Source organism: Mesorhizobium sp. C395A, from assembly GCF_030323205.1.
In the GTDB taxonomy this organism is placed as follows: domain Bacteria; phylum Pseudomonadota; class Alphaproteobacteria; order Rhizobiales; family Rhizobiaceae; genus Mesorhizobium.
In genome coordinates, this window is the sequence record NZ_CP100473.1 from 2263923 (window position 1) to 2285623 (window position 21701).

The window sequence follows — 21701 nt, forward strand, 5'->3', positions numbered from 1 at the left end:
TCAGCGCTTCGCGTCGAGCTTGTCGACAGCCTGCACATTGGCGGCAGAGGGACCGTTCGGATCGAACTCCGAGGCCAGCCAGGCGTCGGCGATCGATTTGGCCAGTTCGGGGCCGATGACGCGCGCACCCATGGTGATGATCTGGGCATTGTTGGATTTCGCAGCGCGTTCCGCCGAATAGGTGTCGTGGGTTAGCGCGGCACGGATTCCGGGCACCTTGTTGGCCGAGATGCTGACGCCGATGCCGGTGCCGCAAAACAGGATGGCGCGGTCGTAATTGCCGTCGACAATTTCGTGGCCGACCGCAGCGGCAATATCGGCGTAGAATCCGGCCTGGCTGAGATCGACGACCTGCAGTTCTGGCTTGGTGGCGAGATGCTTGGCGATGACATCGAGCAGCGGCTTGCCGGCGCTGTCGGCTCCGAGTGCGATCTTCATGGCAATTAACTCCTTCGTTTTCGTGGTCAGCGCGCGATGGCGGCCGACGCCTTTTTGAGAATGTCGATATAGCCTTCCGCTTGCCATGCCGAGCGGCCGATGAACAGCCCATCGATATGCGGCTGGCCAATCAGTTCGGCCGCGTTGCCGGGATTGACGCTGCCGCCGTAGAGCACAAGCGGGGCGGTCGGCAACCGGGTTGCTGCGATCTGCTTGATCAGCGCCTGCTGCTTGTCGGCATAGTCGGCGCTGGCCGGAATGCCTTTCTCGCCGATCGCCCACACCGGTTCATAGGCAAAGAGTATCTCTGCCGACAACTCATTGTTTGCGAGACCCTGCAGCGCGCCCAAAACCTGCGCGGTCAGAATTGTGTCGGCGCGGCCGCCCTCGCGCTCCGCCAGCGTCTCGCCGACACAAATCAAGGGTACGAAGCCGTGCTTGACTGCCGCTGCGGTTTTCAGTCCCACGGTCTTGTCCGTTTCGCCAAAATGCTCACGACGCTCGCTATGGCCGAGTTCGATCAGGTCGAGCCCGCAATCCCTCAGCATCACCGGCGAAATCTCGCCCGTCCAGGCACCGGCATCGGCCCAATGCATGTTCTGGGCGCCAACCTTGACGCGGGTGTTGGCGAGCGCCGCCTTGACCTGCCGCACCGCGGTGAAGGGCGGAATGACGAAAGGCTGTATCGCCGGATCGAAGCCGGGCACGAAGGCAGCCAATGCCTCGGCGAACTGCAGCGCCTCCGCCAGCGTCTTGTTCATTTTCCAGCTCGTGCCGACCCAATATGGGGCCATTCTTCTCTCCTTCGATCCGAAATTCTGATGCGTGTTTCCGGCCAGCGCGCCGGCCTACGGGCCGGCGCTTTCCCTCAAGCGCGAGGCTTGAGACTGTCGCGGCCGCTGTCGATGTAAGGCGCCCAGAAATCCACCGACTCGCGGATCATGGCAATAACTTGATGATCGACCGGTTCCCTCTCCCGGAAGGAAAGTTCAAGGCAGATCTCATTGTCGGTTCCGCCACCCACCCGCACGGCGTCGAGCAGCTTCTGCGGGAGGATGCGGCCATCCTTGTTGTAGGCGGCGGTGAACGGCCAGTGTCCGCCCTTGTTCATCGACGACTGCTTGATGTGGATGATCGGCGATTGCAACGGGAACGCTTTCGCCCAGGCATAGGGATCAGTGTCGTCAGGATTGGGCGAGGTCACGTCGCCATGGTCGATGTCGACCATCATCTGCATCGGGATCGGCAGCTTGGCCGCATCGATGGCGCCCTGCAATTCGACGCAGCTTTCGATCGTGTGGCCAAACTCGCGGCCGACCGACATCGGTTCCCAGAAAAGGTAGGTCAGGCCCGCCGCCTTGGCGTGCTCGGCCACTTCGCGCCAGCATTCGAGCGCGATGTCGAGAAGCGCCGCGCGCCGCTGCGGATCGTCAAAATCCTTGTAGGTGAATATGGCGAACTGCGTGCCCATGCCCGACGCGCCGAGTTCGGCGGAGATGTCGGCGAAGGTCTTGAACCAATCGACATAATAGCGGCGCACATCCGCGTCCGGATGGCCGAAATGATTGAGCCGGCCATAGGGACCGGTCATACCCGAAGTGATCCGCACGCCGGTTCGCGCCAGGGCGCTGTTGAACAGGCGAACGAACTTGGCGATCGTTGCCGCCGGCCAGCCCGGATTGACGAATTCATGCGTCAGCTGCACGTCGCGGATGCCGATGCCATAGGCAATGGCGTCGATCAGATCGTCGGGATCGGCGAAGCGATTGACCAGCGGGTTGGTGTTCAGCGAAAGCGTGAAGGCCATCAGTTCACCGCCTCCATTGTCTTTGTGCACCAGTCTTCGAATGTTTTCCGCTCGGCCGCATTGATATGCAGCCCGTGTTTGGTCCGGCGTTCGAGAACGTCGGCGGCGGTCATCGCCCATTCGGTCTCGAACAGGAAGACAGCTTCGAGCTCATAGAAATCCGGGCCGAAACGCCGGCCGAGATCGGCTTCGCCTTTTACGCCTTTCAGCAAGGCGCGCGTGCGCGTGCCATAGCTGCGGGCATAGTGCTTCACCAGCGACGGGCTAAGCCACGAAAACTCGGCATGCAGATCGCCCAGGAACTGCTCGAAATCCGCATTCGGCAGGTCGCCTCCCGGCAGGGGAATTTTGGCCGTCCAGGCCTTCTTCATGGTCGGAAAGAAGGGCTGGATCTTTTCCAGCGCATGTTCGGACAGTTTGCGGAAGGTGGTGATCTTGCCGCCGAACACAGAAAGCAGCGGCGCGCCACCGTTCGGGGCGTCGAGTTCGAAGATGTAGTCGCGCGTCACCGCGCTTGGATTGTCGGCATTGTCGTCATAGAGCGGACGCACGCCCGAGAAGCTGTAGACCACGTCTTGCGCGGTGAGCTGTCGCTTGAAGTAGCGATTGACCACCTTGATCAGATAATCGATTTCGCTGGCCTCGGCCGCCACTTCTTCGGGCCGGCCCTCGTAGGGAATGTCCGTCGTGCCGATCAGCGCCAGATCGTTCTCATACGGGTTGACGAAGATCACCCGCTTGTCATTGTTCTGGATCAGATAGGCTTGCCGTCCATCCCAGAATTTCGGCACGACGATATGGCTGCCTTTCACCAGGCGAACGTTGCGGGCGGAATTCTGCCCGGCCACGCGGCTGACGATGTCATTCACCCACGGCCCGGCCGCGTTGACCAGCCCGCGTGCGCGGACCCTCGTCACAGCACCGGTGCGGCCATCCTGCATGTCGATCGACCACAGGCCGCCTTCGCGCCTGGCGGCAATACAGGCCGTGCGCGTGAAGACTTTTGCGCCACGCTGACTGGCGTCGAGCGCATTGAGCAACACCAGCCGTGCATCATCGACCCAGCAGTCCGAATATTCGAAGCCTCGTTTGAATTCATCCTTGATCGGCGCTCCTTCCGGCGCGGTTCTCAAATTCAGCGTCCTCGTTCCCGGCAGGCGCTTGCGGCCGCCAAGATGGTCGTAGAGAAACAGCCCGAGCCGGACCAGCCATGCCGGCCTGTCTTCGGGGCTGTGCGGCAGCACGAAGCGCATCGGCCAGATGATGTGCGGCGCCGCCTCAAGCAGCACCTCGCGCTCGATCAGCGCCTCGCGCACCAGCCGGAACTCGTAGTACTCGAGATAGCGCAGGCCCCCATGCACCAGCTTGCCGGAACGCGAGCTGGTGCCTTGCGCCAGATCGTCCTTCTCGCACAGGATGACCGACAGCCCGCGACCCGCGGCATCGCGCGCTATGCCGGCGCCGTTGACGCCACCGCCGATCACGAAGAGATCGACAATATCCGTTTCATCGCTCAAGACTTAGCTCCTGTGCGGTGCGCCATGCCTTTCCACACCGGCCGCAGCGCCTGGCGCGCCGCGACGAAGGATGGAAACAGCGCATCGTAGGTTTGGGAAAGCGCCTCGTCATAGGAGTCGCATTCGCCCAGAAGCGGCGTCACCCATTCGGTGCAGCAATCATCCATCGAGCGATAAAAGCCGAGCCCGACCGCGGCCATCATCGCCGCACCCGCGGCACCTGCTTCTTGGCGGCTGCTGGTTCTGACCTGCGCGCGGGTTGCCGCGGCGATAATACGGCGCAGCGACGGACTGCGCGCCGCGCCGCCGGACAGGCGGATCTCGCTGGGCATGCTGCCCATGGCCTGGTAGCAATCGCGGGCCGCGAAGGCCAATCCCTCGAGAACGGCGCGCGCCAGATCGCCAAAACCGTGCTTGACCGAGAGGCCGATGAAGCCCGCGCGTGCGTCGGGGTCAACGAACGGTCCGCGTTCGCCGGCGAGCGAGATATAGGGCTGATAGACCAGCGATCCCGGCTCCGATCCTTCGACCCAGACATCGAGCGCTTTCAGCAATTCGTCGCGCGAAGGCTTGGCGCCGCTGGCGGTCAGCACGTCGCGTGCCAGGCCAAGCAGCCAGTCGATGTTGAGCGTCGCCGCCATGTTGGATTGCAGCTGCGCATAGGCGCCAGGAACCGGCATGGCGATCGTGTAGCCTGATGCATTGTCGTTGAGGACGACATCGTCGGCTGTGCGCGCCAGGCGTGTGTGGATGCCGGTCGAGCCGATGACCGTGCAGCCGACATTGCCGCTTGGATCATAGAGGCCGGCGCCAAGCGCGGTGCTGACCATGTCGACGTAGCCCAGCACCACCGGCGTGCCCTCAAGCAGGCCGGTCTCATTTGCTGCCGACGCAGAAAGCGGATGATGGTCGGTCGTGCCTTCGAGCATGGGCGGCAGTAGGCGGCGGTGCGACGTCAGATCGAGAATGTCGAGCACCTCGTCGGAATAGCTGCGCGCGCGGAAATCGCCGAAGGTGAAGGTGCCTTCCGAGGGATCGGTGGCGCGCTCGCCGGTCATCTTGAAATAGAGCCAATCCTTGCAGTGAAAGGCAGTGGCGGCGCGCTCCAAAATTTCCGGGCTGTTCCGTTTTATCCAGCTGAGCTGAGCGCCCTGCTGGCAGGCGTTGAGCCCGGTGCCGGTGATCGCGAACCGCGTGCGATCCCGGGGATCGCCGCGCATCTCGTCCACCAGATGTCCGGCGCGCGCATCGAGCCAGAGCCAGGCGCGCCCGACCGGCATGCCGTCGCCATCGATCAGCCAGGTGCCGTCGCCCTGCCCGGTGACCGCGACGGCCGCGGTTCGCCGCGCGAGGTCTGGAATTTTCGTCGCCAGATCGAGAACGGTCAGCACCATGTCGCGCCAGGTCTGATTAAGGTCCTGCTCGGCGCCGCCGCCTTCCAGCGTGACGAAGCTGTTGGTCACCGACGCCATGGCAAGCTGCCGCCCCGACAGATCGAAAGCGACCGATTTGATCACGGACGTTCCCGCGTCGATCCCGATCAGCAGGTCTTTCATGCCGCACGTTCCGGATGGTTATGAAGGCAATTCACAAGGAGCAGTCTTTATTGTCTGGAGCCGTGGAAGAGCCAGGGAGTGTCCGCAAAGGACACCCCCTGAGCACGTTTTATTCCGACAGCACGAAGGGTGCGGTGTACTTGTCCACATTGTCCTTGGTGATGAGCAGGCAATCGAACAGCTGCTTCTCGCTGGTGGCGCCGGTAGCGCCCGACTTGATGAACGAGTCGGCCTGCTGCACAGCCTTGGCCGAGAAGATGGCCACCGGCTGAAGCACGGTGTACTGCAGTTCGCCGGACTTGATGGCCGCAACCGCATCCGGGGAACCGTCAAAGCCGCCGACCTTGATGCCGGCGAGCTTGCCGGCTTCCTTCAGCGCCGCAACCGCGCCAAGCGCCATTTCGTCGTTGCCGCTGATCACCGCGATGATGTCGGGATTGGCCTGCAGCATGCTCTGCATCTTGTCGTGTCCCTGGGTACGATCCCAGTTGGCGACCTGCGAAGCGGCCTTTTCGAGATCCGGATACTGGCTCAGCACAGTCGCGTAGCCGTTCGAGCGCGTGGCGGCGTTGTTGTCCGAGGGGGCGCCGAGCAGTTCGACATACTTGCCCTTTTCACCGACCGCCTGCACCCACTGCTGGGCGCCGAGAGCCGCACCCTGGGCGTTGTTGGAGACGAGCTGTCCCTTGGCAAGACCTTCCTGGTTGATCTCGGCATTGACGAGGAAAACCGGGATGTTGGCGGCAATCGCCTTCTTCACCGCGCCGACCGAACCATCGGCATTGGCCGGGTCGAGGATGATCGCCACCGACTTGTTGGTGATGGCGGTGTCGATCAGATTGCTTTCGGTATTGGTGTCGCCCTTGTGGGCGGCGACATTGGCCGTATAGCCAAGCTTTTCGGCTTCGGCCTTGGCAACGTTGCCTTCGGTCAGCCAGTAGGGGTTGGCCGGATCGTTGACGATGATCGAGATCAGGCCCGCGGCCGATGCGGCTGCGCTAAACCCGACCACCATCGCGGCGGCAAGCAAACTTCTAAGCACGATTTTCATGTACATTCCTCCAATGATTTTACGCGGTCTTGCTGCCAGTCAGCTGGCAGTCTTCCCTTGGGCAGGATTGGCCGGTTCGGCCTTCCCCCGTTTCTGAGAAGTCGGTTGGCCGCCCGTCGAAGCTGGAAGCTTGCTACGGCGGCGATACTGAACGGCATTGAGGAGCACGGCGAGCACGATGACGGCGCCGGTGAACACTGTCTGCCAGTAGGATGAGATGCCGATGATCACCAGACCGTCGGACAGGAAGCCGATGACGAAGGCTCCGAGCAGGGTGCCGCGAATGTTGCCGCGCCCGCCGGTGAGTGCGGCCCCGCCGATGACGACGGCGGCGATGGCCGTCAGTTCGTAAGTGGTGCCAGCGGTCGGTCCGGCCGAGGTCAACTGCGAGGACAGGATCAGGCCGGCAATGGCGGCACAGATGCCTGAAAGCACATAGACCGAAATCTGCACAGTCTTGACCGGAACGCCGGACAGTTCGGCGGCGCGCTCATTGCCGCCCGAGGCGTAGAGCCAGCGCCCGAACGCGGTGCGGTTCAACACGATGCTGCCGATCAGCGCGATGACCGCCAGCACCACCACGCCGGTCGGCACGCCGAACAGACGGTTGAAGCCAAGCGCGTCGAAACCGGTGTTGCCCAACTCCGGCTTGCCGCCGAGATTGTTGTAGGTCAGGCCGCTGGTCATCAGCAGTGCCAGGCCGCGCGCCATGTACATGACGCCGAGCGTGGCGACAAAGGCCGGAACCTTGAACCGCGCGATCAGCACGCCGTTGATCAGCCCGACAGCGGCGCCCAGCATGCAGGCCAGCACCGCGACCACCCAGACCGGCGGATAGAGAACGACGCCGAGCCAGGTCAGCGTCACGCCTTGCATCAGAAAACCGGCGACGACGCCGGCAAGCCCGAGCGTCGACCCCACCGACAGGTCGATGCCGCCATTGAGGATGACGAGCAGCATGCCGATGGCGAGAATCCCGAAGATGGCGACATGCGAGGCCATGGTCAGGAAATTCGCCACCGAGAGGTAATAGGGCGACAGGATCGAGAAGACGACAATGATGACGATCAGGGCAAAGAAGGCCCGGCCTTCGAGCAGCAGCTTGGCCACGTCGAAGCCCTCGCCGCCCGCATTGGGGCTGGACTGTTTGCTGGCCTGGCTGACATCGCTCATGGGTCGGGGCTCCGAAATTCTATGGTCAGGCGACCACGGCTTCGCCGGAGGCGGCCATGATCTGCTCTTTGGTGGCGTTGGCGCCGAATTCGGCTGAAATCTTGCCGCGCCGCATCACGACGATGCGATGGGCGATGCTGAGGCACTCATTGACCTCCGAAGTCGAGAAGACGACCGCCAAGCCTTGCGCGGCGCGCTCGCTGAGCAAGCGAAAGACTTCGGCCTTGGCGCCGACATCGATGCCGCGGCTCGGCTCGTCGAGAAGGATGACCTTGGGATCTGTCGTCAGCATCTTGCCGATGACGACCTTCTGCTGGTTGCCGCCCGACAGCGACCCGATCATGGCGTTGCCGCCCGCGGTCTTGATGGTCACCTTGCGGATCGAATCGTCGATCAGTGCGCGTTCCCTCGGCCGGGAGAGGAACAGGCCTTTCGCGAACGCCTCGATGCTGGCAAGCGACAGATTGCGGCCGACGGTCATGGTCTGAACCAGGCCATCGCGCTGGCGATCCTCGGGGACCAGAACCAGACCTCGGGCGATGCGCTGGGCAATGGTCAGCCCCGAAACGTCCTCACCCTCCAGCAGCGCCCGCCCGCCCGCCATGGGCACACGGCCGGCGACGGCCTCCAGCAATTCCGTGCGGCCCGCGCCCATCAGCCCATAGATGCAGACGATCTCGCCCGCTTTGACATCCAGCGACAGATGATCGACGACGTAGCCTGAACCCGAAGCGTCGGTGACGCTGACATCCTCGATCGAAAGCGCCACCGCGCCGAACTCGTGGCCGGTCGGCGGCGAGCCGAGATCGAAATTCTCGCCCACCATGTTGCGGACGATCCATTCGAGGTCGATGTCCTTGGCCTCGGCCGTTGCCGTGATCGCCCCGTCACGCAGCACGACGGCGTAGTCGGTGATCTGCAGCGCCTCTTCGAGGTGATGCGAGATGTAGACGATGGAGACACCGCGGCTGGTCAGATCGCGGATCACCTTGAACAGCACCTCCACCTCGGTCGCACTGAGTGCGGAGGTCGGCTCGTCCATGATCAGGATGCGGGAATCGACCGACAGCGCGCGTGCGATCTCGACGATCTGTTGCTGCCCCAGGCGCAGGTCCTCGACCAGGGTCATCGGATCGATGTCTTCTTCGAGGTCAGCCATCAGCGCCCGCGCCTGGCGCGCCTCCTCGGCGAAGTCGAGGCCGGTTCTGGTGCGCAGTTCGCGGCCCATGAAGATGTTGTCGCGAACGCTCAGATTCGGCGCCAGGCTGAGCTCCTGGTGGATGATCGAAATGCCGCGATCGCGCGCGTCCGAAGACGAGGCAAAGCTGACGAGATTGCCGTCGAGCACGATGTCGCCGGATGTCGGCGTCACCACGCCGGACAGGATCTTCATCAGCGTCGATTTGCCGGCGCCATTCTCTCCGAACAGGGTGGTGACCTTGCCGCGATGGATGTCGAAGTTGACGCCCTTGAGCGCGTGGACGCCGCCATACGACATGACGACATTGCGCGCCGAAAGCACGGCATCGCCAGTCGCGGGTTCTGTGCCGGCAGTCATTGTCATTTGACGTCCAGCCTCACCGGTGTGACCAGCCAGCTCTTCGGATTGACCAGCTTGAAGACGCCGACCACCGCTATTGTCTTGCCGGTCAAGGCACTGGTATCGACTTTCGCCAGCACCTCCTTCTTCATCTCGTTGTTCAGCGCCGAGCCGGCGTCCTGATACTCGATCTGGTTGGTGAACTGACCAAAGGTGATCTTGCCGGTGGCGTCGCGAAGCTCGGTTCCGTTGATCGCCGGCCCAGTCTGTACGCGGACGGTCAACGTGTCCGGCAAACCGTCGACGGCGACCTTGTAGATGCCCGATTTTCCCTCGCCGACGACGCCGGTGAACTTGACCGAGATGACCGGTCCGACTCCCGCCGGCACGCCATATTCCTTTTCGGCCGTCGCCCTGTCCTTGGCGATCGCCGTCGCCACCGTCGCGGCGTCGGCGGCACGCGCTTCGACATCGGCTTGCACCTTGGGGAATTCAGATTTGCCGTAGTCGGCGGCCGAAAACACGGCGTTGCGAACATCGCCGGCAGAGCCGATCTTGATCACCTTGGTGTCGAGCGCCATGGCGCCGAGCAGAACCAGAGCCGCGGCGCTGGCAAGGACCCGGCGCAGGTTGGGCGAAGCTTGCCGGGCGGTGGCAGCCTTCGCGCTCATGATGCAACCACCAGCGATTTTCCGTTGTCACGCATTCGAAGTTCCTCCGTTCACGCGGCGCTTCGCGGCCCCGGCTGCGTCGTCGAGCTCGACCAGCGCGCGGGCCGTGCATTCGTCGGTGATCAGGCCGCTGAGATAACGGCTTTCGAGTACTGCCTTGATGGCGCGCACCTTCACCTTGCCGCCGGCGACGGCAACGATCCTGCGGCCCTTCAACTGATCGCGCGGAAGCGCCAGTATTCTTTCCGACAGGGCCGTTTCGACCGGACGCCCCTTGTCGTCGAAGAAATGCGCCAGCAATTCACCGACGCCGCCGTCCCGCTTGACCTCATCGATTTCGGAAGGCTCGATCATGCCGGTGGCGACCAGCGACGCCTCCCGCTCGGCCGTGCCTATTCCGACGAACATCAGGTCGGACCGGCTGGCGAGAGCGAACACATCGCTGATGCCGCGTTGGCCAAGCAGCACTTCACGGTCCTCGGCGGTATTGGCGACAAAAGGCACCGGCATGACAAAGGCCTGCGCGCCTGTCCGCTCTGCCAGGCGATGCATGACGTCGTGCGGGTTGGCGGCGAATTTGCGCGTCACGCCGCCAAGCAGCGAGACGAAACGGATGTGAGCAGCAGTTGCGCGCGTCAGATATTCGACGCTGGCGGCAAGCGTGCGGCCATGGCCGACGCCGATCAGCATGTCTTCGCCGCGATCGATTTCGCGCTTCAGGAACTGGGCGCCTGCAATGCCCAGCCCCTTCAGCGGCAGTTCGTCCTGATCGAGATCGGGAACCACCTCGCAATAGTGGAGCCCATAGGCGGCGATCAGGCGCTGTTCCAGGTCGACGCATTCGGCGACGTCGCCGTCGATGAAGACCCTGACCAGACCTTCCTGGTTGGCCTTGGTGATCAGCCTATGCGCCTTTAGGCTGGTCAGGCCAAGCCGCTTGGCCACCTGGGCCTGGGTCAGACCACCGGCATAGTGCAGCCAGGCCGCGCGCGTGGCGAGGCTGGACTCATGGTCGCGGTTTGCGCTTCCGCCCGAATTCAAGCCATCCCCTCCCCAGGTGATAATATTATCTTTGTGTGCAAAAATTTTCATACCTTTGCATCGCTGTCAATCCTCCGCAGATGGTTGCCTCAGCCGATGTTCGGCAGCCAACGCGGGCCTATTAGAAGCTAAGCATATAATCCGACCATACGGCAGTGTTAATTTAACGTCAATTTGTGTTACCTCATCCAGGTGACGGCATGAACCCGTAGGGCGCGGCAAAATCCCAATCCGGGTGCAAAATGGGAAGGTTGATGCACACGGCGCAACAAGGGCAAATCGATCGGATTGCCTCAGGAAAAGCTAAGGTGTCGGCGATGGAGCGATCAGTCCAGCCGCATCAGGTTCCTGCCCTCGAGCTCGACAACAGCGGCTTCGACCTCCCGCGCCAGGCGCTCGGTGCTCCACCCCAACGCCCGCCCGGCGATCGCGGCAATCTCCTGCAGGTCGCGGCTCGTCAACGAGCCGCCTATCGCCAACGTGCTGCGGCGCATAACGACATCGGCCAGATGTTCGACGAATTCGTTGCGCACGATGTAGTCGATTTCCGCCTTGCCGTAGCCGTCCGAGTCCGGCAGACGACCCTCATCATCCGACCCATGCCTGGCGATCTCAACGGCTCTGGTCCCGTAGCGCGACAGCAATTGATCAAGGCGCCCTTCCCCGGCGCCTGTTGCCTGCTGTGCCTCGGCCAGCCAGTCCGCGCGGGCCGTGGCGTTGGCCGGGAAATCCCTCCCGCCGCCGATCGGCATGGCTCGCGTCGTCACCTTGCGGCTGCGCTGCAAGCGCTTGAGTACGGTATCAGTGACTTCCTCGGCAAAGCCGCGGAACGTCGTCCATTTGCCGCCGACCAGCGAAATGACTGCAAAGGGCCTGTTGCCGTCCGGCTCGGCAACGGGCGCCGAATGATCGCGGCTGATCAGTCCGGGCGTCGCTGCTTCAGACGTCGGCAGCGGCCGGATGCCGCTATAGGCGTAGACGATCTGGTCGCGCTCGAACGCCATGCCCGGCAGCAGCGTTCGCACGCTGTCGAGCAGATAGTCGACTTCTTCGGGTTCGCAGCGGACCGCGTCCGGATTGTCGGCCTTGATGTCGGTCGAGCCGACCAGCGCCAGGCCGAGATAGTCGTAGACCAGGCAGATGCGGCCGTCATCGGCCTCGAAATAGAGCATGCGCCCGGCGAGGCTTTTGACCAGTTCGTCATGCCTTAACAGGATATGCGAGCCCTTGGTGCCGCCGATCATCTTCGATGGAGCACCAAGCAGCGCGTTGACGTCGTCGATCCACGGACCGGCGGCGTTCACCACCAGCTTCGGCCGCACCGAAAAGGCCGCGCCGTTTTCCGGCTGGAATGTGAGCACGCCATTGGCTGAAGCCGCCAGTGTCGTGTAGTTGGCACCGGCAGACGCCGCGTGAGCCTGCAAGCCGTCGAGGATCAGTTCCAGCACCAGCCTTTCCGGGTGACTTATCTTGGCGTCGTAGTAGGTGCCGGTGGCGACGATCGCCGGATTGAGCGCCGGCATCTCAACAAGCGCCTGCCGCCGCCCGACCATGCGGTGGCGCGGCATGACCTGGTTTCGTGAACCGTAGAAATCGTAGATCATCAAGCCGATCTTGATCAGTATGGCGCCGCGGCTGCGCGGCGCGCTGGTCGAGCCGAACAGCGTTCGCAACGCCGCGAGCATGCCCTTGCTCCACGAGAAGATCGGGATGACGGTCGGCAGCGGGCTGACATAGTGCGGCGCGTTTTGAAGAAGCAGATTGCGTTCGAGCGTCGACTGCGCCACCAGCCCGAACTCGCCGGTCTCGAGATATTTCAACCCACCGTGGATGAGCCTCGACGGCGCGGCACTGGTGCCCGAGCCGAAATCCGCCTTTTCGACGATCAGGCAGCTGACACCTTGCGCGCACAGATCGCGAAACAGCCCAGCCCCGTTGATGCCGGCGCCAAGAATGACGACGTCGACTTCGCCGGTCCCGGCCATCGCGGCGAGACGCCCGGCGGGATTGTCCGCCCCGGCTCCATCTGCTGGGTTCATGGCGCCTTCGTCTTGACGATGCGCAACTTCACCCCCGCCCGTTCGAGGCTCTGCGCCTGCGCATCGCCCAGGCCCTCGGTCACCAGCACGGCGTCGAAACTGGTCAGATCGTCGAAGACATGCAGCGCGATCCGGTCGAATTTTGCGTGGTCGACCAAAAGGATGCGCTTCACGGAGGCGGTCATCATCGCCTGCTTGACCCGCACGACATTCGGATCCTGGATGAAAGCCGTGGTTCCGGTGACGGCCGAAGCCGAACAGATCAGCACATTGGCGCGCAACTGCGCCACGGCGTTCTCGCAGACGATGCCGATATAGGCATTGTAGGTGCCGTGATACTGGCCGCCGAGGCAGATGAAATCGATATCGTCGACATTGATCAATTGGCCCGCCGTCGAGACGCTGTTGGAAATGACGGTCAGCGGCTTGACGTCGAGCAGCAGCGTCGCGACCGCGTTTGCCGTCGATGAATCGTCCAGCATCACCACCTGGCCGGCCTCGATATAATCCAGTGCCGCCCGCGCCAGTGCATCCTTCTCGGCTCGATTGACGGTCACCCGGTAGCGGAAAGCGCTCTCGTAGAGGCCGGAAGGCTGGACCGTCACCGCACCGTGCAGCTTGCGCAGCACGCCCTGCTGCGCCAGCCGGTCGATATGCCGGTGGATGGTCATGCGCGACACGCCGAAATGCTCGACCAGATCATCGATGCGCACCTGGCCGAGCTTGATCACATAATCGGCGATCTCTTCGCGTCGTTCGTCGGCCTTGATCATGCGTTTACCCCCGCCAGCCTTTCGATATCAGGCCAATGCCACTTCAACTGCTCGGCTATGCGGCAGTAGAGCGAAAACCGCTCATTGAACACAGCACTGGAGGCGGGCACGGTTTGGTACGTCCGCGCCGTCATGCCGATCTGCCTGGCGCCCTCTTGCGGCGTCTTGAACAAGCCGACCGCAGCACCTGCGCAAAGCGCGGCACCGAGGGCCGCGGTCTCATCCGTCGAGGTGACGGTGACCGGGGCGTTCAGCACGTCGGCAAACATCTGGACGAAAGCAGGATTACGCGAGCCGCCCCCGGTCAGGCGGATCTCGCTGACGGCAAAGCCGTCGCGCAAGGCCTCGACATGGGTGCGGTGATTGAAGGCGATGCCTTCCAGAACCGCCTTCAGCATGTCGCCGCGATTGTGCCAGCCATGCAGGCCGACAAAGCTGCCGCTGGCCAAATCGCCATAGGGAGAGCCGAACAGATAGGGATGAAACAGGATGGTCGAAGGCTTCTTCAACGCCGCGTCGATCTCTCCCGCCAGCAATTCGTGGAGGGAGCCGCCATCCGTCCTGTCCTGCTCCGCGCGGCAAAACGTGTCGAGAAACCAGTCGTAGTTCGCGGTCGAGGCCGGCGAGATCGACATGTTGTTCCAACGGCCCGCGTCGATGGCGTTGCGGCAGAACCAACGCCGGTCGACGCGCGGTTGCGAAGAGACGACTTCATTGATGGAATAGGTGCCGGCGACGATGGCGAGCACGCCGTCTTCATGGCCGCCCATGCCAAGCGCCGAGGCGGCCACGTCGTGCAGGCCGCAGGCGACCGGTGTTCCCTTGCGAAGGCCGGTCCTTTCGGCGGCATCGGCTGTGACTTGACCGGCGATGTCAGCGGAATGCGCCACCGGCGGCAGCGCGTCGAACAGATCCTCCAACCCGAAGATGCGCAGCGCTTCAGGCGCATAGGCTTGCGTGCGAAAATCCGTGAATGAAGTGCTGGCCTCCGTGCGGTCGGTCCCGATCGTGCCGGTCAGGCAAAAGCGCAGCCAGTCCTTGCAGGCCAGCACATGGCCGATGCGGCCATAGCGATCAGGATCGTTCTGCTTAAGCCACGCCAGCAGCGCCGACGGCGCCGAAACATGCGGCGTCTGGCCCGTCGTCGCCAGCGCATCGGTGAAAACGGTACCGGCGGACCACCTTTCGACAATGTCGCCGGCGCGGCTGTCGAGCGACAGGATGCCTGATCCCAAAGGCTGACGATCATGATCGAGCAGATAGAGACCATCGCCATGCGCGGTCGCCGCCACCGCCTTGATGTCTTCCGCCGGCCTGCCGGAGAGCGCGATCGCCTCCTTGATGGCGTCGGCTGTTGCTTGCCACAGGCCTGACATGTCGCGCTCCACCCAGCGCGCGTGGGGCATCGATTGCGGCACCCGGCGACGCGCCACGGACAATTGCGTGCCGTCGGCATCGAAGATGACCGCCTTGGTGACCGTGAGGCCGTTATCGATTCCGAGCAGGCTGGGCATGATCACCGCCTCTTTCAGCATTGGCGATTGCTACAGGGCGATCCTGCAGTCTGATGCAAGGGCGAAACACATGGCGACAACCCCGATTGAGCAAGGGGGACAAACGGCAAAAGCACCTCGCCGCAACAAAGAACTCATATCTTTATGTGAATTTAACGTCAACATACGCGACAAAAAGGCTTCGGATGGATCTCGCGGTTGCCGGAGCGACGCGTTGTCAGCTGCTAAGGCCGTCGCGGATGGCGCTGAAATAGCGGTCGGTTCCGACCTGCCCGCCCTTGAGTGCCACCTCCAGCCCATCGATCGCCTTGACGCGCGAGTGAGCGACGCAAAGCGGCGAGCCCGGCGACGCCGGCAGCGGCATCCGCACGGTCAGCGCATCGACACCCATCTGGCCGAGCGCGTGGCTCGACGTGTCGCCGCCGGCAACGACCACGCGCTGCAACTTCTGCTCGATGGTCAGCGCGCGAAGCAGTTCGCCGAGGCCCCGCCCGAGCTTGTGGCGGGCGCCTTCCTGGCGGTCGATTTCGCCCCCCCTATCGGCCGCGGGTCCAAGGGCCGTGTAGAGAACGACGCTGCGCCCGGCTTCCAGACTGGCGCGACCGGCTGCCGTCGCGCGTGCGATCGCATCTCCGGAAGCTTCGGAGATCAGTTCGACGGGATCGACCTCGATGCCATCGAAGCCGTCGGTCAAAGCGTGCCGGATCTGTCGTTCGGTCGTCGGCGAACAACTGCCCGAGACGACCGCGATCCGGTCGGCGGCACCTGGCGGCGAAAATCCTGGCTCAGCTCTGACTGTCCCACTCGACACCCATTCGGCCAGCAGCGCATATTGGATTCCGGACGAGCCGACGACGAACGAACCGCCCGGCTTGCGGGCGCGCCATATCCCCTTGCCGGCAAGCGCCTGCGTCTCGAGGCTGTCGACATCGACAAGTACGATGTCGGTGCCCTCAGCGAGCAAGCGGTCGAAGGCTTCCGAGCGCGACACCGACTGCAACGTCGCGAGATCGACCAGCCCCGATGTGAGCTCCGTCTGCCGCGACAGATGGATCAGCAGGTCGGATTCATCCATCGGCGTCGTCGGGTGGCGGCTCATCACCGGATGGCGGTCGATGCGGAAATACTTTTCACGATAGGCCGCGAACAAATGACCGAAGGCGGTGTAACGCTTGAGCTGCGGCGCCCCAACCAGCAGCGGCACGCTGTCCTGAGCGAAAACCGAGCGGCCGATCTCGATGGCGCGACCGATGCTGCCGATGGTCGGGCTGGAATCGAAGGTCGAGCAGACCTTGTAGTGACAGATCGCGGCATTCAGCGTCTTCAGCCAGGCGAAGGCATCGCTCAGATGCGTGTCCATCCATTGTGGCGTCTCGCTGCGGCTGGTGCCGGCCAATCCAATGGCGCGGCAGTGGCTGAACTGCGCAAGCATGGCCGCGTCCGGCTGGCTCATAAATAGCACGGTCGGCACGCCGCCGAGTTCGAGCGCTTCCATGACGTCGGTCGAGCCGGTGAGGTCGTCGCCATAATAGCTGAGAAGCAGGTCTTGCATTGCTTCAGGCCGCTTTGCCGTCGCCGAATTTTTCGATCGACCGCGCCAGCTCCGGATGGCTCAAGGCGAAATCCGCCAGCGGAATGCCGTCGGCCGCCGCCTGCCAGGCTTGCTGCACGGCACGCACCCCGGCGCCCGGTCCATCCGGATGGCTGACGATGCCGCCGCCGCACAGATAGAGCAGATCGACCGTCCGGCCGGTCCGTTCATAGGTCTCGGGCGCTTGCCCGCCCCATTGGCCGGAGCCCGCCACAGGCAAGGCGCAATCCTCGGGCGCAAAAATCGGCGTCGTCACCGCCTTGAAGGACTCGACGAAAGACGCGTCCGGCTCCCAGTATTTCGATTGGATGCCGTTGATCTGGAACTGGTCGACGCCGAGCAGCCGCCAGAACTGTTGCCAGACCTTGAAGTTCATACCGAGGCCAGGATGGCGGGTGAGGATGTCCCAGCCGTTGCGATGAGCGTGAAGCACCAGGCTGGAGCGTTTTCTCAAAAAAGCCAGGCCACCGAAACCGACGGAGTTGATGTTGACCACCGCGCAATTTCCGCCGGCCTTGGCCACCAGATCGTGATTGCGCATCATCTCGTCCGGGTCGGCATGCGAGATGCCGAAGGCATACATCACCTTCTTGCCGGTCCTCTGCTCGTGGTCGAGGATCAGCGGCATGATTGCCTTTACCCGCTCCGCCAGCGGCGAATAGGCTGGGCTCATCAGCTTCTCATCGTCCTTGATGAAATCGACACCGGCGGCGATCAGCTCGCCCACCATCGCGGCGGTCTCGGGGGGCCGCAGCCCCAGCGCCGGCTTGACGATGGTGCCGATGATCGGCCGATCCGTGACACCTGTCAGCCTGCGGCTGCCGGCGACGCCGAATTGCGGACCTGGATGCGCGCCGCGGAATTGCTCCGGCAGCTTCATGTCGACAACGCGAATGCCGGTTAGGCCCTTGATCGAATAGGCGCCGCCGATGGCAATGGTCATCAGAGCCGACAGGTCGTGGCCGATGGCATCGAATGGAAAGGCGATGTCGACATCCGCGCGCTTGAACGGCCCGTTACCGGCCTCGGGAATGGAGGGGCGAAGTGCGTCCGGCAGGTGCCGAATGGCCAGGACACGCGCGGCCACCCGGGCTTTCAGTTCCTCGGTCTCGCCGGGCAGCGCGACGAAGGTTCCAGTCGACTGGTCGCTGGCGATCTTGGCTGCCAGCGTCTCGATGCTGCCTGATGTCTCGATGCGGTAGGTGAGCGTGATCATGGTTCGTTGTCTGAGGCCGCAGGGGGTTCGAAAAGAGTTCCTTGATCGTCGGATTCTGGTATAATGAGTACATAAGCTTTGCAAGCAATATCCTGTCTGGCGGCTATGGGCGATCGGGGCGACAGCCATTCCGGGAACAGCTGCGGCAGTGCTAGATAGACACAGGTCAAGGGAGTGATTCGCGACGATGAACCGTTCGGAGCCGATCGTCCGGCGCAAACTTTCCGACGAAGTGTTTTTGCGGCTGAAGCGCCTGATCACCAGCGGAGAATTGACGCCGGGCGACGACATGCCGTCGGAGCGCGAGTTGATGGAGCGCTTCGAGGTCGGCCGTCCCGCGATCCGCGAGGCGATGCAGGCGCTGAGCAATATGGGCCTCGTCGCGATCTCGCATGGGGAACGCGCCAAGGTGCTGCAACTGACCGCGAAGTCGATCATCAAGCAGGTCGATGGCGCAGCCAAGATCATCCTGTCGTCGTCGAAGGACACGCTGGAACACCTGAAAACCGCGCGCATCTTCTTCGAGCGCGGCATGGTCAGGGAAGCCGCCGAAAACGCCACCGCCGAGGACGTTCAGCGGCTACGCGCCACCGTTGCCGAACAGCGCGGTTTTCGCGGCGATTCCGAGGCCTTTATCTCCGCCGACATGAAGTTTCATACCCAGATCGCGGCGATCTCCAGCAACCCGATCTATGTCGCCGTGAGCGAAGCGATGCTCGGTTGGCTGAAGGAATATCACACCGAAATGCTGATCTGGACCGGCAAGGAACAGTTCACGCTGACCGAGCATGAAGAGATCATCGGCCGCATCGAGAAGAAGGATGCCGACGGCGCCGAGAAGGCGATGATCAAGCATCTCGAGCGCTCGCGCGCGCTTTATGTGATGAACTCCGGCAACTGATTCAGCCGATCCGCGTGATCGCGTAAGGGGTCATCACCAGTTGGCCTCGGCCAAACGCTGAGATGTCGACCGTCACGTCGTTCGCCGTCAGGTTCGCCAGCCACGCCACGGTCTTGCCCGAAGCGGAGCGGCCGGCCAGCGCCAGCACCTTCGTCTGATCGCTCGTCCTTGCCGCCACATGCGCAAGGCCGGCCAGTTCGCAAAGCCCCTTGATGGCACCGAAGATCGGCCGAGGCGATCCTTCCGCGACGGGTTCGCCGGATGCTGCGAGCACGCCGAAGGGCCCGGCGAAGCCGGACAGCGTGAGCAGTTCCAGCCCAGCCGGCGCCACGCGCGCGGCATAGCCGATCGCCCATGCGGCTGCGAAGAGGCCGGCATGGCGAGGGTCGCGATCGGCCATGGCGATGCGCTGTCCCCCGGGATTGCCCTTGGTCGCGCCGCCATAGGGGTTCTGGCGCATGGCGATCGTCGACGGACCGATGCGGTAAGGCTTTGCCCCGAAGATCGCCCGCGCCGACGCGGTGATGAAGGGCAGCGCCTCCAGTGACTGCATGACGCTGAGATCGTCGGCGGCGTGCACGATCGGGCACGTGCAGTGGGTGACGAAATCGAGCAGGCCCCCCGGCACGCGCTTGCGGTTGAGCTCGGTGAAATAGCTGAACATGCCGCCACCAAGCCGGATATCGGGAAAGGCGCGCCGCGCCGCGTCATAGACGTCTTCGAGCGGCGGACAGTCCGGCCACGCACTGCCCGGCGGTGTCGACTGCCGGTCAACCGAAGGCGAGACGGCAATGGCCGAAAGCTTCAACCCGGCTTGACGCACCATGTCGGCAACGCCTGACAGCTCGGCATCGAGGTCGCCCGCGCAGGCAACGACGCATTCCAGCGTCGTCTGCACCGGATAGGCGGCGGTGAGCCTTGCATAAGACTGCAATGCTTCGAGACCGTGGCCGCGCGTCGGATCGTAGTGGAAGACAAGTTGCTGCGGGCCGAGCTCGGTCAATGTCGAAAGATTTGCGAGCGCTGCTTCGACCTCATCCGGGTAGATGATCACGCCGAGATCCGGCAGCCTCTGCCCGGTCTCGCCGAGTTCGACGCTGACCGGTTCGGCGGCAGATGCTGCGGCCGGCATTCCCCCCTCGCCGGTGATGCGAAGGCTGACCGTCTGGCTTACAGTTTGGCCGGCCGGCAGCACATAGGGCCAAGGCAGCGCCAGTGGCCGCACATAGGTCTTGTAGGACGCGTCCGACCAGTTGCGCTGGTCCTCCATCTCGAAAGTGTCGCCCTCCATCCGGCATTCGGCAGTGATGCCCGGCCGGACCTCATGGGTGATCGCGCGCAAATCCTTGAAAGGCTGCCAGGGATCGATCAACAGCGGCAGTTTCGTCGCCACCACGCTGCCGTCGGTATGCTCGACCGTGACCGGGCTGCCGGCGAGGCCGGCGATCGGATGCAGGACGCAAAAACCGCAGCGATTGGTCTCGAAATCGCTTTCAGGGACCGCGCTGACGTCGAACACTAGGTGACCGTTGGCGGAGCCCTTGATCGTAGCGCGAAAGTCGAGCCGGCTTCCGCCCGGTGCTAAGCAAGTTGCGGAGTAGCTGACGGAGAAGCTGTCGGCGTCCTGATCGACGGCAAGGTCCGTCAGCGCCGGTTCATAGGTGCCCCAGTAGCGGTCGCGCACGATGTAGGCGATGGCGCGCAGCACTTCGATGCCGCCGTAACGGATGGTGCGCAGGCTGCCGTTGACAAAGTCGGCGCTGAGCAAGCCCGCACTCAGCCTAACCGGCTCGGCCTCGACCACGCGTGTGCCGTATAGGAGGAAGGCGTCGGCTGTCATGTCAGCAAGCCATCCAGGTGGACAGGTTCGTGGCTCGCGGCGCCCAGATAGGCCGCCTCGACCAGCGCGAATGTCTTGAGATTGTCGGCGCCCGAGGTCGCCGGCTCGGTTCCCTTTGCCAGGCAGTCGACCCAGTGCTGCTGGATGGCGACGACGCTCTCCTGGATGTTGTGCCATGGGCGCGATGCCCAGGCGAGTACGGGCGGCGAAACGTCGGTGATCTTCGTGCCGCTCCTGCCGGTGACGGTGAGCCGATATCCCTGCGCCAAGCGGATCGTGCCGTCGCTGCCGTCGATCTCGATCAGCGTTTCGGGAAACGGTTCGGTGGCGAGCTTCGTCGCGTAGCTACAGTCGACCACTGACGTCGCCCCGCTCTTGTGGTCCATCAGCATCGTCGCGACATCTTCGCCCGCGATGCCGGGGTTGATGCGCGCGGTTCGCGTCGTGATCGTCGACACGTCGCCCAGTAGAAAACGGGCGATGTCGAGACTGTGGATACCGAGGTCCTCGATGATGAAGCGCTTTCCCTTGGCGAGATAGGGCTGGCCGGAAAACACGTCATAGGCAGAGCGGAAGGAGATGCGCCCGAAGAACGGCGTGCCGATCTCGCCGCTGTCGAGCACGGCACGCACCGCCTGGATCGCCGACTGCCAGCGAAAATTCTCATGCACCATCAGCGGTACGCCGGCTTCCACGCAGGCCCTCACCATCGCCTTGGCGTCGGCAAGCGTCGGCGCGAACGGCTTTTGGCAAATCACCGGCACACGGTGCAGCGCCGCCATCTCGACCAGCGGACGATGGCTGGGAACGGTAGTGGCGATATCGACGAAGTCGAGGCTTTCGCTTGCAAACATCTCTGCCGCGTCGGTGTAGCGCTTCGCAATGCCGAACTGGTCGCCGATGATGCGCAGCCGCTCCGGGTCGCGGTCGCAAATGGCGACCATCGCGGCGCCTTCAATGTCGCGCCAGGCATGCATCTGGTTGATGGCAAAGAAGCCGCAGCCGATGAGCCCTCCCCGCAACTCCGCCATGC

General features: G+C 63.4%; 18 protein-coding genes. 1 reads left to right on the top strand and 17 read right to left on the bottom strand.

Annotated elements, in window-relative coordinates; genetic code table 11:
* The 15 genes from derI to oiaX form a co-directional block, all read right to left on the bottom strand.
* On the bottom strand, positions 1-438 hold the full coding sequence (gene derI, locus NLY37_RS11290) for a D-erythrulose-4-phosphate isomerase (RefSeq protein WP_023672592.1): 438 nt from the start codon (positions 436-438) through the stop codon (positions 1-3).
* A 26-nt stretch (positions 439-464) separates the two neighbouring features.
* On the bottom strand, positions 465-1232 hold the full coding sequence (locus NLY37_RS11295) for a triose-phosphate isomerase (RefSeq protein WP_023681686.1): 768 nt from the start codon (positions 1230-1232) through the stop codon (positions 465-467).
* A gap of 74 nt (positions 1233-1306) precedes the next feature.
* Positions 1307-2245 (bottom strand): sugar phosphate isomerase/epimerase family protein, encoded by a 939-nt coding sequence (locus NLY37_RS11300; protein WP_023681687.1) that lies wholly within the window; start codon positions 2243-2245, stop codon positions 1307-1309.
* Entirely contained in the window at positions 2245-3762 is a 1518-nt protein-coding gene (locus tag NLY37_RS11305; RefSeq protein WP_023741516.1) for a glycerol-3-phosphate dehydrogenase, read from the bottom strand. Before NLY37_RS11305 ends, NLY37_RS11300 begins: the two co-directional genes overlap by 1 nt.
* Positions 3759-5318 carry an FGGY-family carbohydrate kinase gene (locus NLY37_RS11310; protein ID WP_023741517.1) on the bottom strand — a complete coding sequence of 520 codons (1560 nt, stop codon included), beginning with the start codon at positions 5316-5318 and terminating at the stop codon, positions 3759-3761. The genes NLY37_RS11305 and NLY37_RS11310 overlap by 4 nt, the downstream gene beginning before the upstream one ends.
* Before the next feature lie 109 nt (positions 5319-5427).
* On the bottom strand, positions 5428-6369 hold the full coding sequence (locus NLY37_RS11315; protein WP_081725422.1) for a D-ribose ABC transporter substrate-binding protein: 942 nt from the start codon (positions 6367-6369) through the stop codon (positions 5428-5430).
* 39 nt (positions 6370-6408) lie between these two features.
* Positions 6409-7542, bottom strand: coding sequence for an ABC transporter permease (locus NLY37_RS11320; protein WP_023681691.1), 1134 nt, complete (start codon positions 7540-7542; stop codon positions 6409-6411).
* A 25-nt stretch (positions 7543-7567) separates the two neighbouring features.
* Positions 7568-9106: a sugar ABC transporter ATP-binding protein gene (locus tag NLY37_RS11325; RefSeq protein WP_023741518.1), complete on the bottom strand. Its 1539-nt coding sequence runs from the start codon at positions 9104-9106 to the stop codon at positions 7568-7570.
* Positions 9103-9753, bottom strand: coding sequence for a DUF2291 domain-containing protein (locus NLY37_RS11330; RefSeq protein WP_023691086.1), 651 nt, complete (start codon positions 9751-9753; stop codon positions 9103-9105). The genes NLY37_RS11325 and NLY37_RS11330 overlap by 4 nt, the downstream gene beginning before the upstream one ends.
* A 27-nt stretch (positions 9754-9780) precedes the next feature.
* Positions 9781-10845 carry a sugar-binding transcriptional regulator gene (locus NLY37_RS11335; RefSeq protein ID WP_245270874.1) on the bottom strand — a complete coding sequence of 355 codons (1065 nt, stop codon included), beginning with the start codon at positions 10843-10845 and terminating at the stop codon, positions 9781-9783.
* Positions 10846-11120: 275 nt separating this feature from the next.
* Complete coding sequence (locus NLY37_RS11340) at positions 11121-12833, bottom strand: glycerol-3-phosphate dehydrogenase/oxidase (protein WP_023741520.1); 1713 nt, start codon at positions 12831-12833, stop codon at positions 11121-11123.
* Positions 12830-13606 (bottom strand): DeoR/GlpR family DNA-binding transcription regulator, encoded by a 777-nt coding sequence (locus tag NLY37_RS11345; RefSeq protein WP_031194761.1) that lies wholly within the window; start codon positions 13604-13606, stop codon positions 12830-12832. Before NLY37_RS11345 ends, NLY37_RS11340 begins: the two co-directional genes overlap by 4 nt.
* Positions 13603-15120 carry an FGGY-family carbohydrate kinase gene (locus tag NLY37_RS11350; RefSeq protein ID WP_023741521.1) on the bottom strand — a complete coding sequence of 506 codons (1518 nt, stop codon included), beginning with the start codon at positions 15118-15120 and terminating at the stop codon, positions 13603-13605. Before NLY37_RS11350 ends, NLY37_RS11345 begins: the two co-directional genes overlap by 4 nt.
* A gap of 217 nt (positions 15121-15337) precedes the next feature.
* A complete protein-coding gene (locus NLY37_RS11355; RefSeq protein ID WP_023741522.1) occupies positions 15338-16672 on the bottom strand; it encodes a four-carbon acid sugar kinase family protein in 1335 nt (444 codons plus the stop codon).
* A 4-nt stretch (positions 16673-16676) separates the two neighbouring features.
* Positions 16677-17927: a 3-oxo-isoapionate-4-phosphate decarboxylase OiaX gene (gene oiaX / locus NLY37_RS11360; protein WP_023741523.1), complete on the bottom strand. Its 1251-nt coding sequence runs from the start codon at positions 17925-17927 to the stop codon at positions 16677-16679.
* A 187-nt stretch (positions 17928-18114) separates the two neighbouring features.
* On the opposite strand from oiaX, the gene NLY37_RS11365 reads away from it, so the two are divergent.
* Positions 18115-18828: a transcriptional regulator NanR gene (locus NLY37_RS11365; RefSeq protein WP_023741524.1), complete on the top strand. Its 714-nt coding sequence runs from the start codon at positions 18115-18117 to the stop codon at positions 18826-18828.
* A 1-nt stretch (position 18829) separates the two neighbouring features.
* On the opposite strand, the gene apnL is transcribed toward NLY37_RS11365, so the two are convergent.
* Both apnL and NLY37_RS11375 read right to left on the bottom strand, forming a co-directional pair.
* Positions 18830-20668 carry a D-apionate lactonase gene (gene apnL / locus NLY37_RS11370; RefSeq protein WP_023741525.1) on the bottom strand — a complete coding sequence of 613 codons (1839 nt, stop codon included), beginning with the start codon at positions 20666-20668 and terminating at the stop codon, positions 18830-18832.
* Positions 20665-21699 (bottom strand): Gfo/Idh/MocA family protein, encoded by a 1035-nt coding sequence (locus NLY37_RS11375; protein WP_023681700.1) that lies wholly within the window; start codon positions 21697-21699, stop codon positions 20665-20667. The genes apnL and NLY37_RS11375 overlap by 4 nt, the downstream gene beginning before the upstream one ends.
* Between the last annotated feature and the right edge of the window lie 2 nt (positions 21700-21701).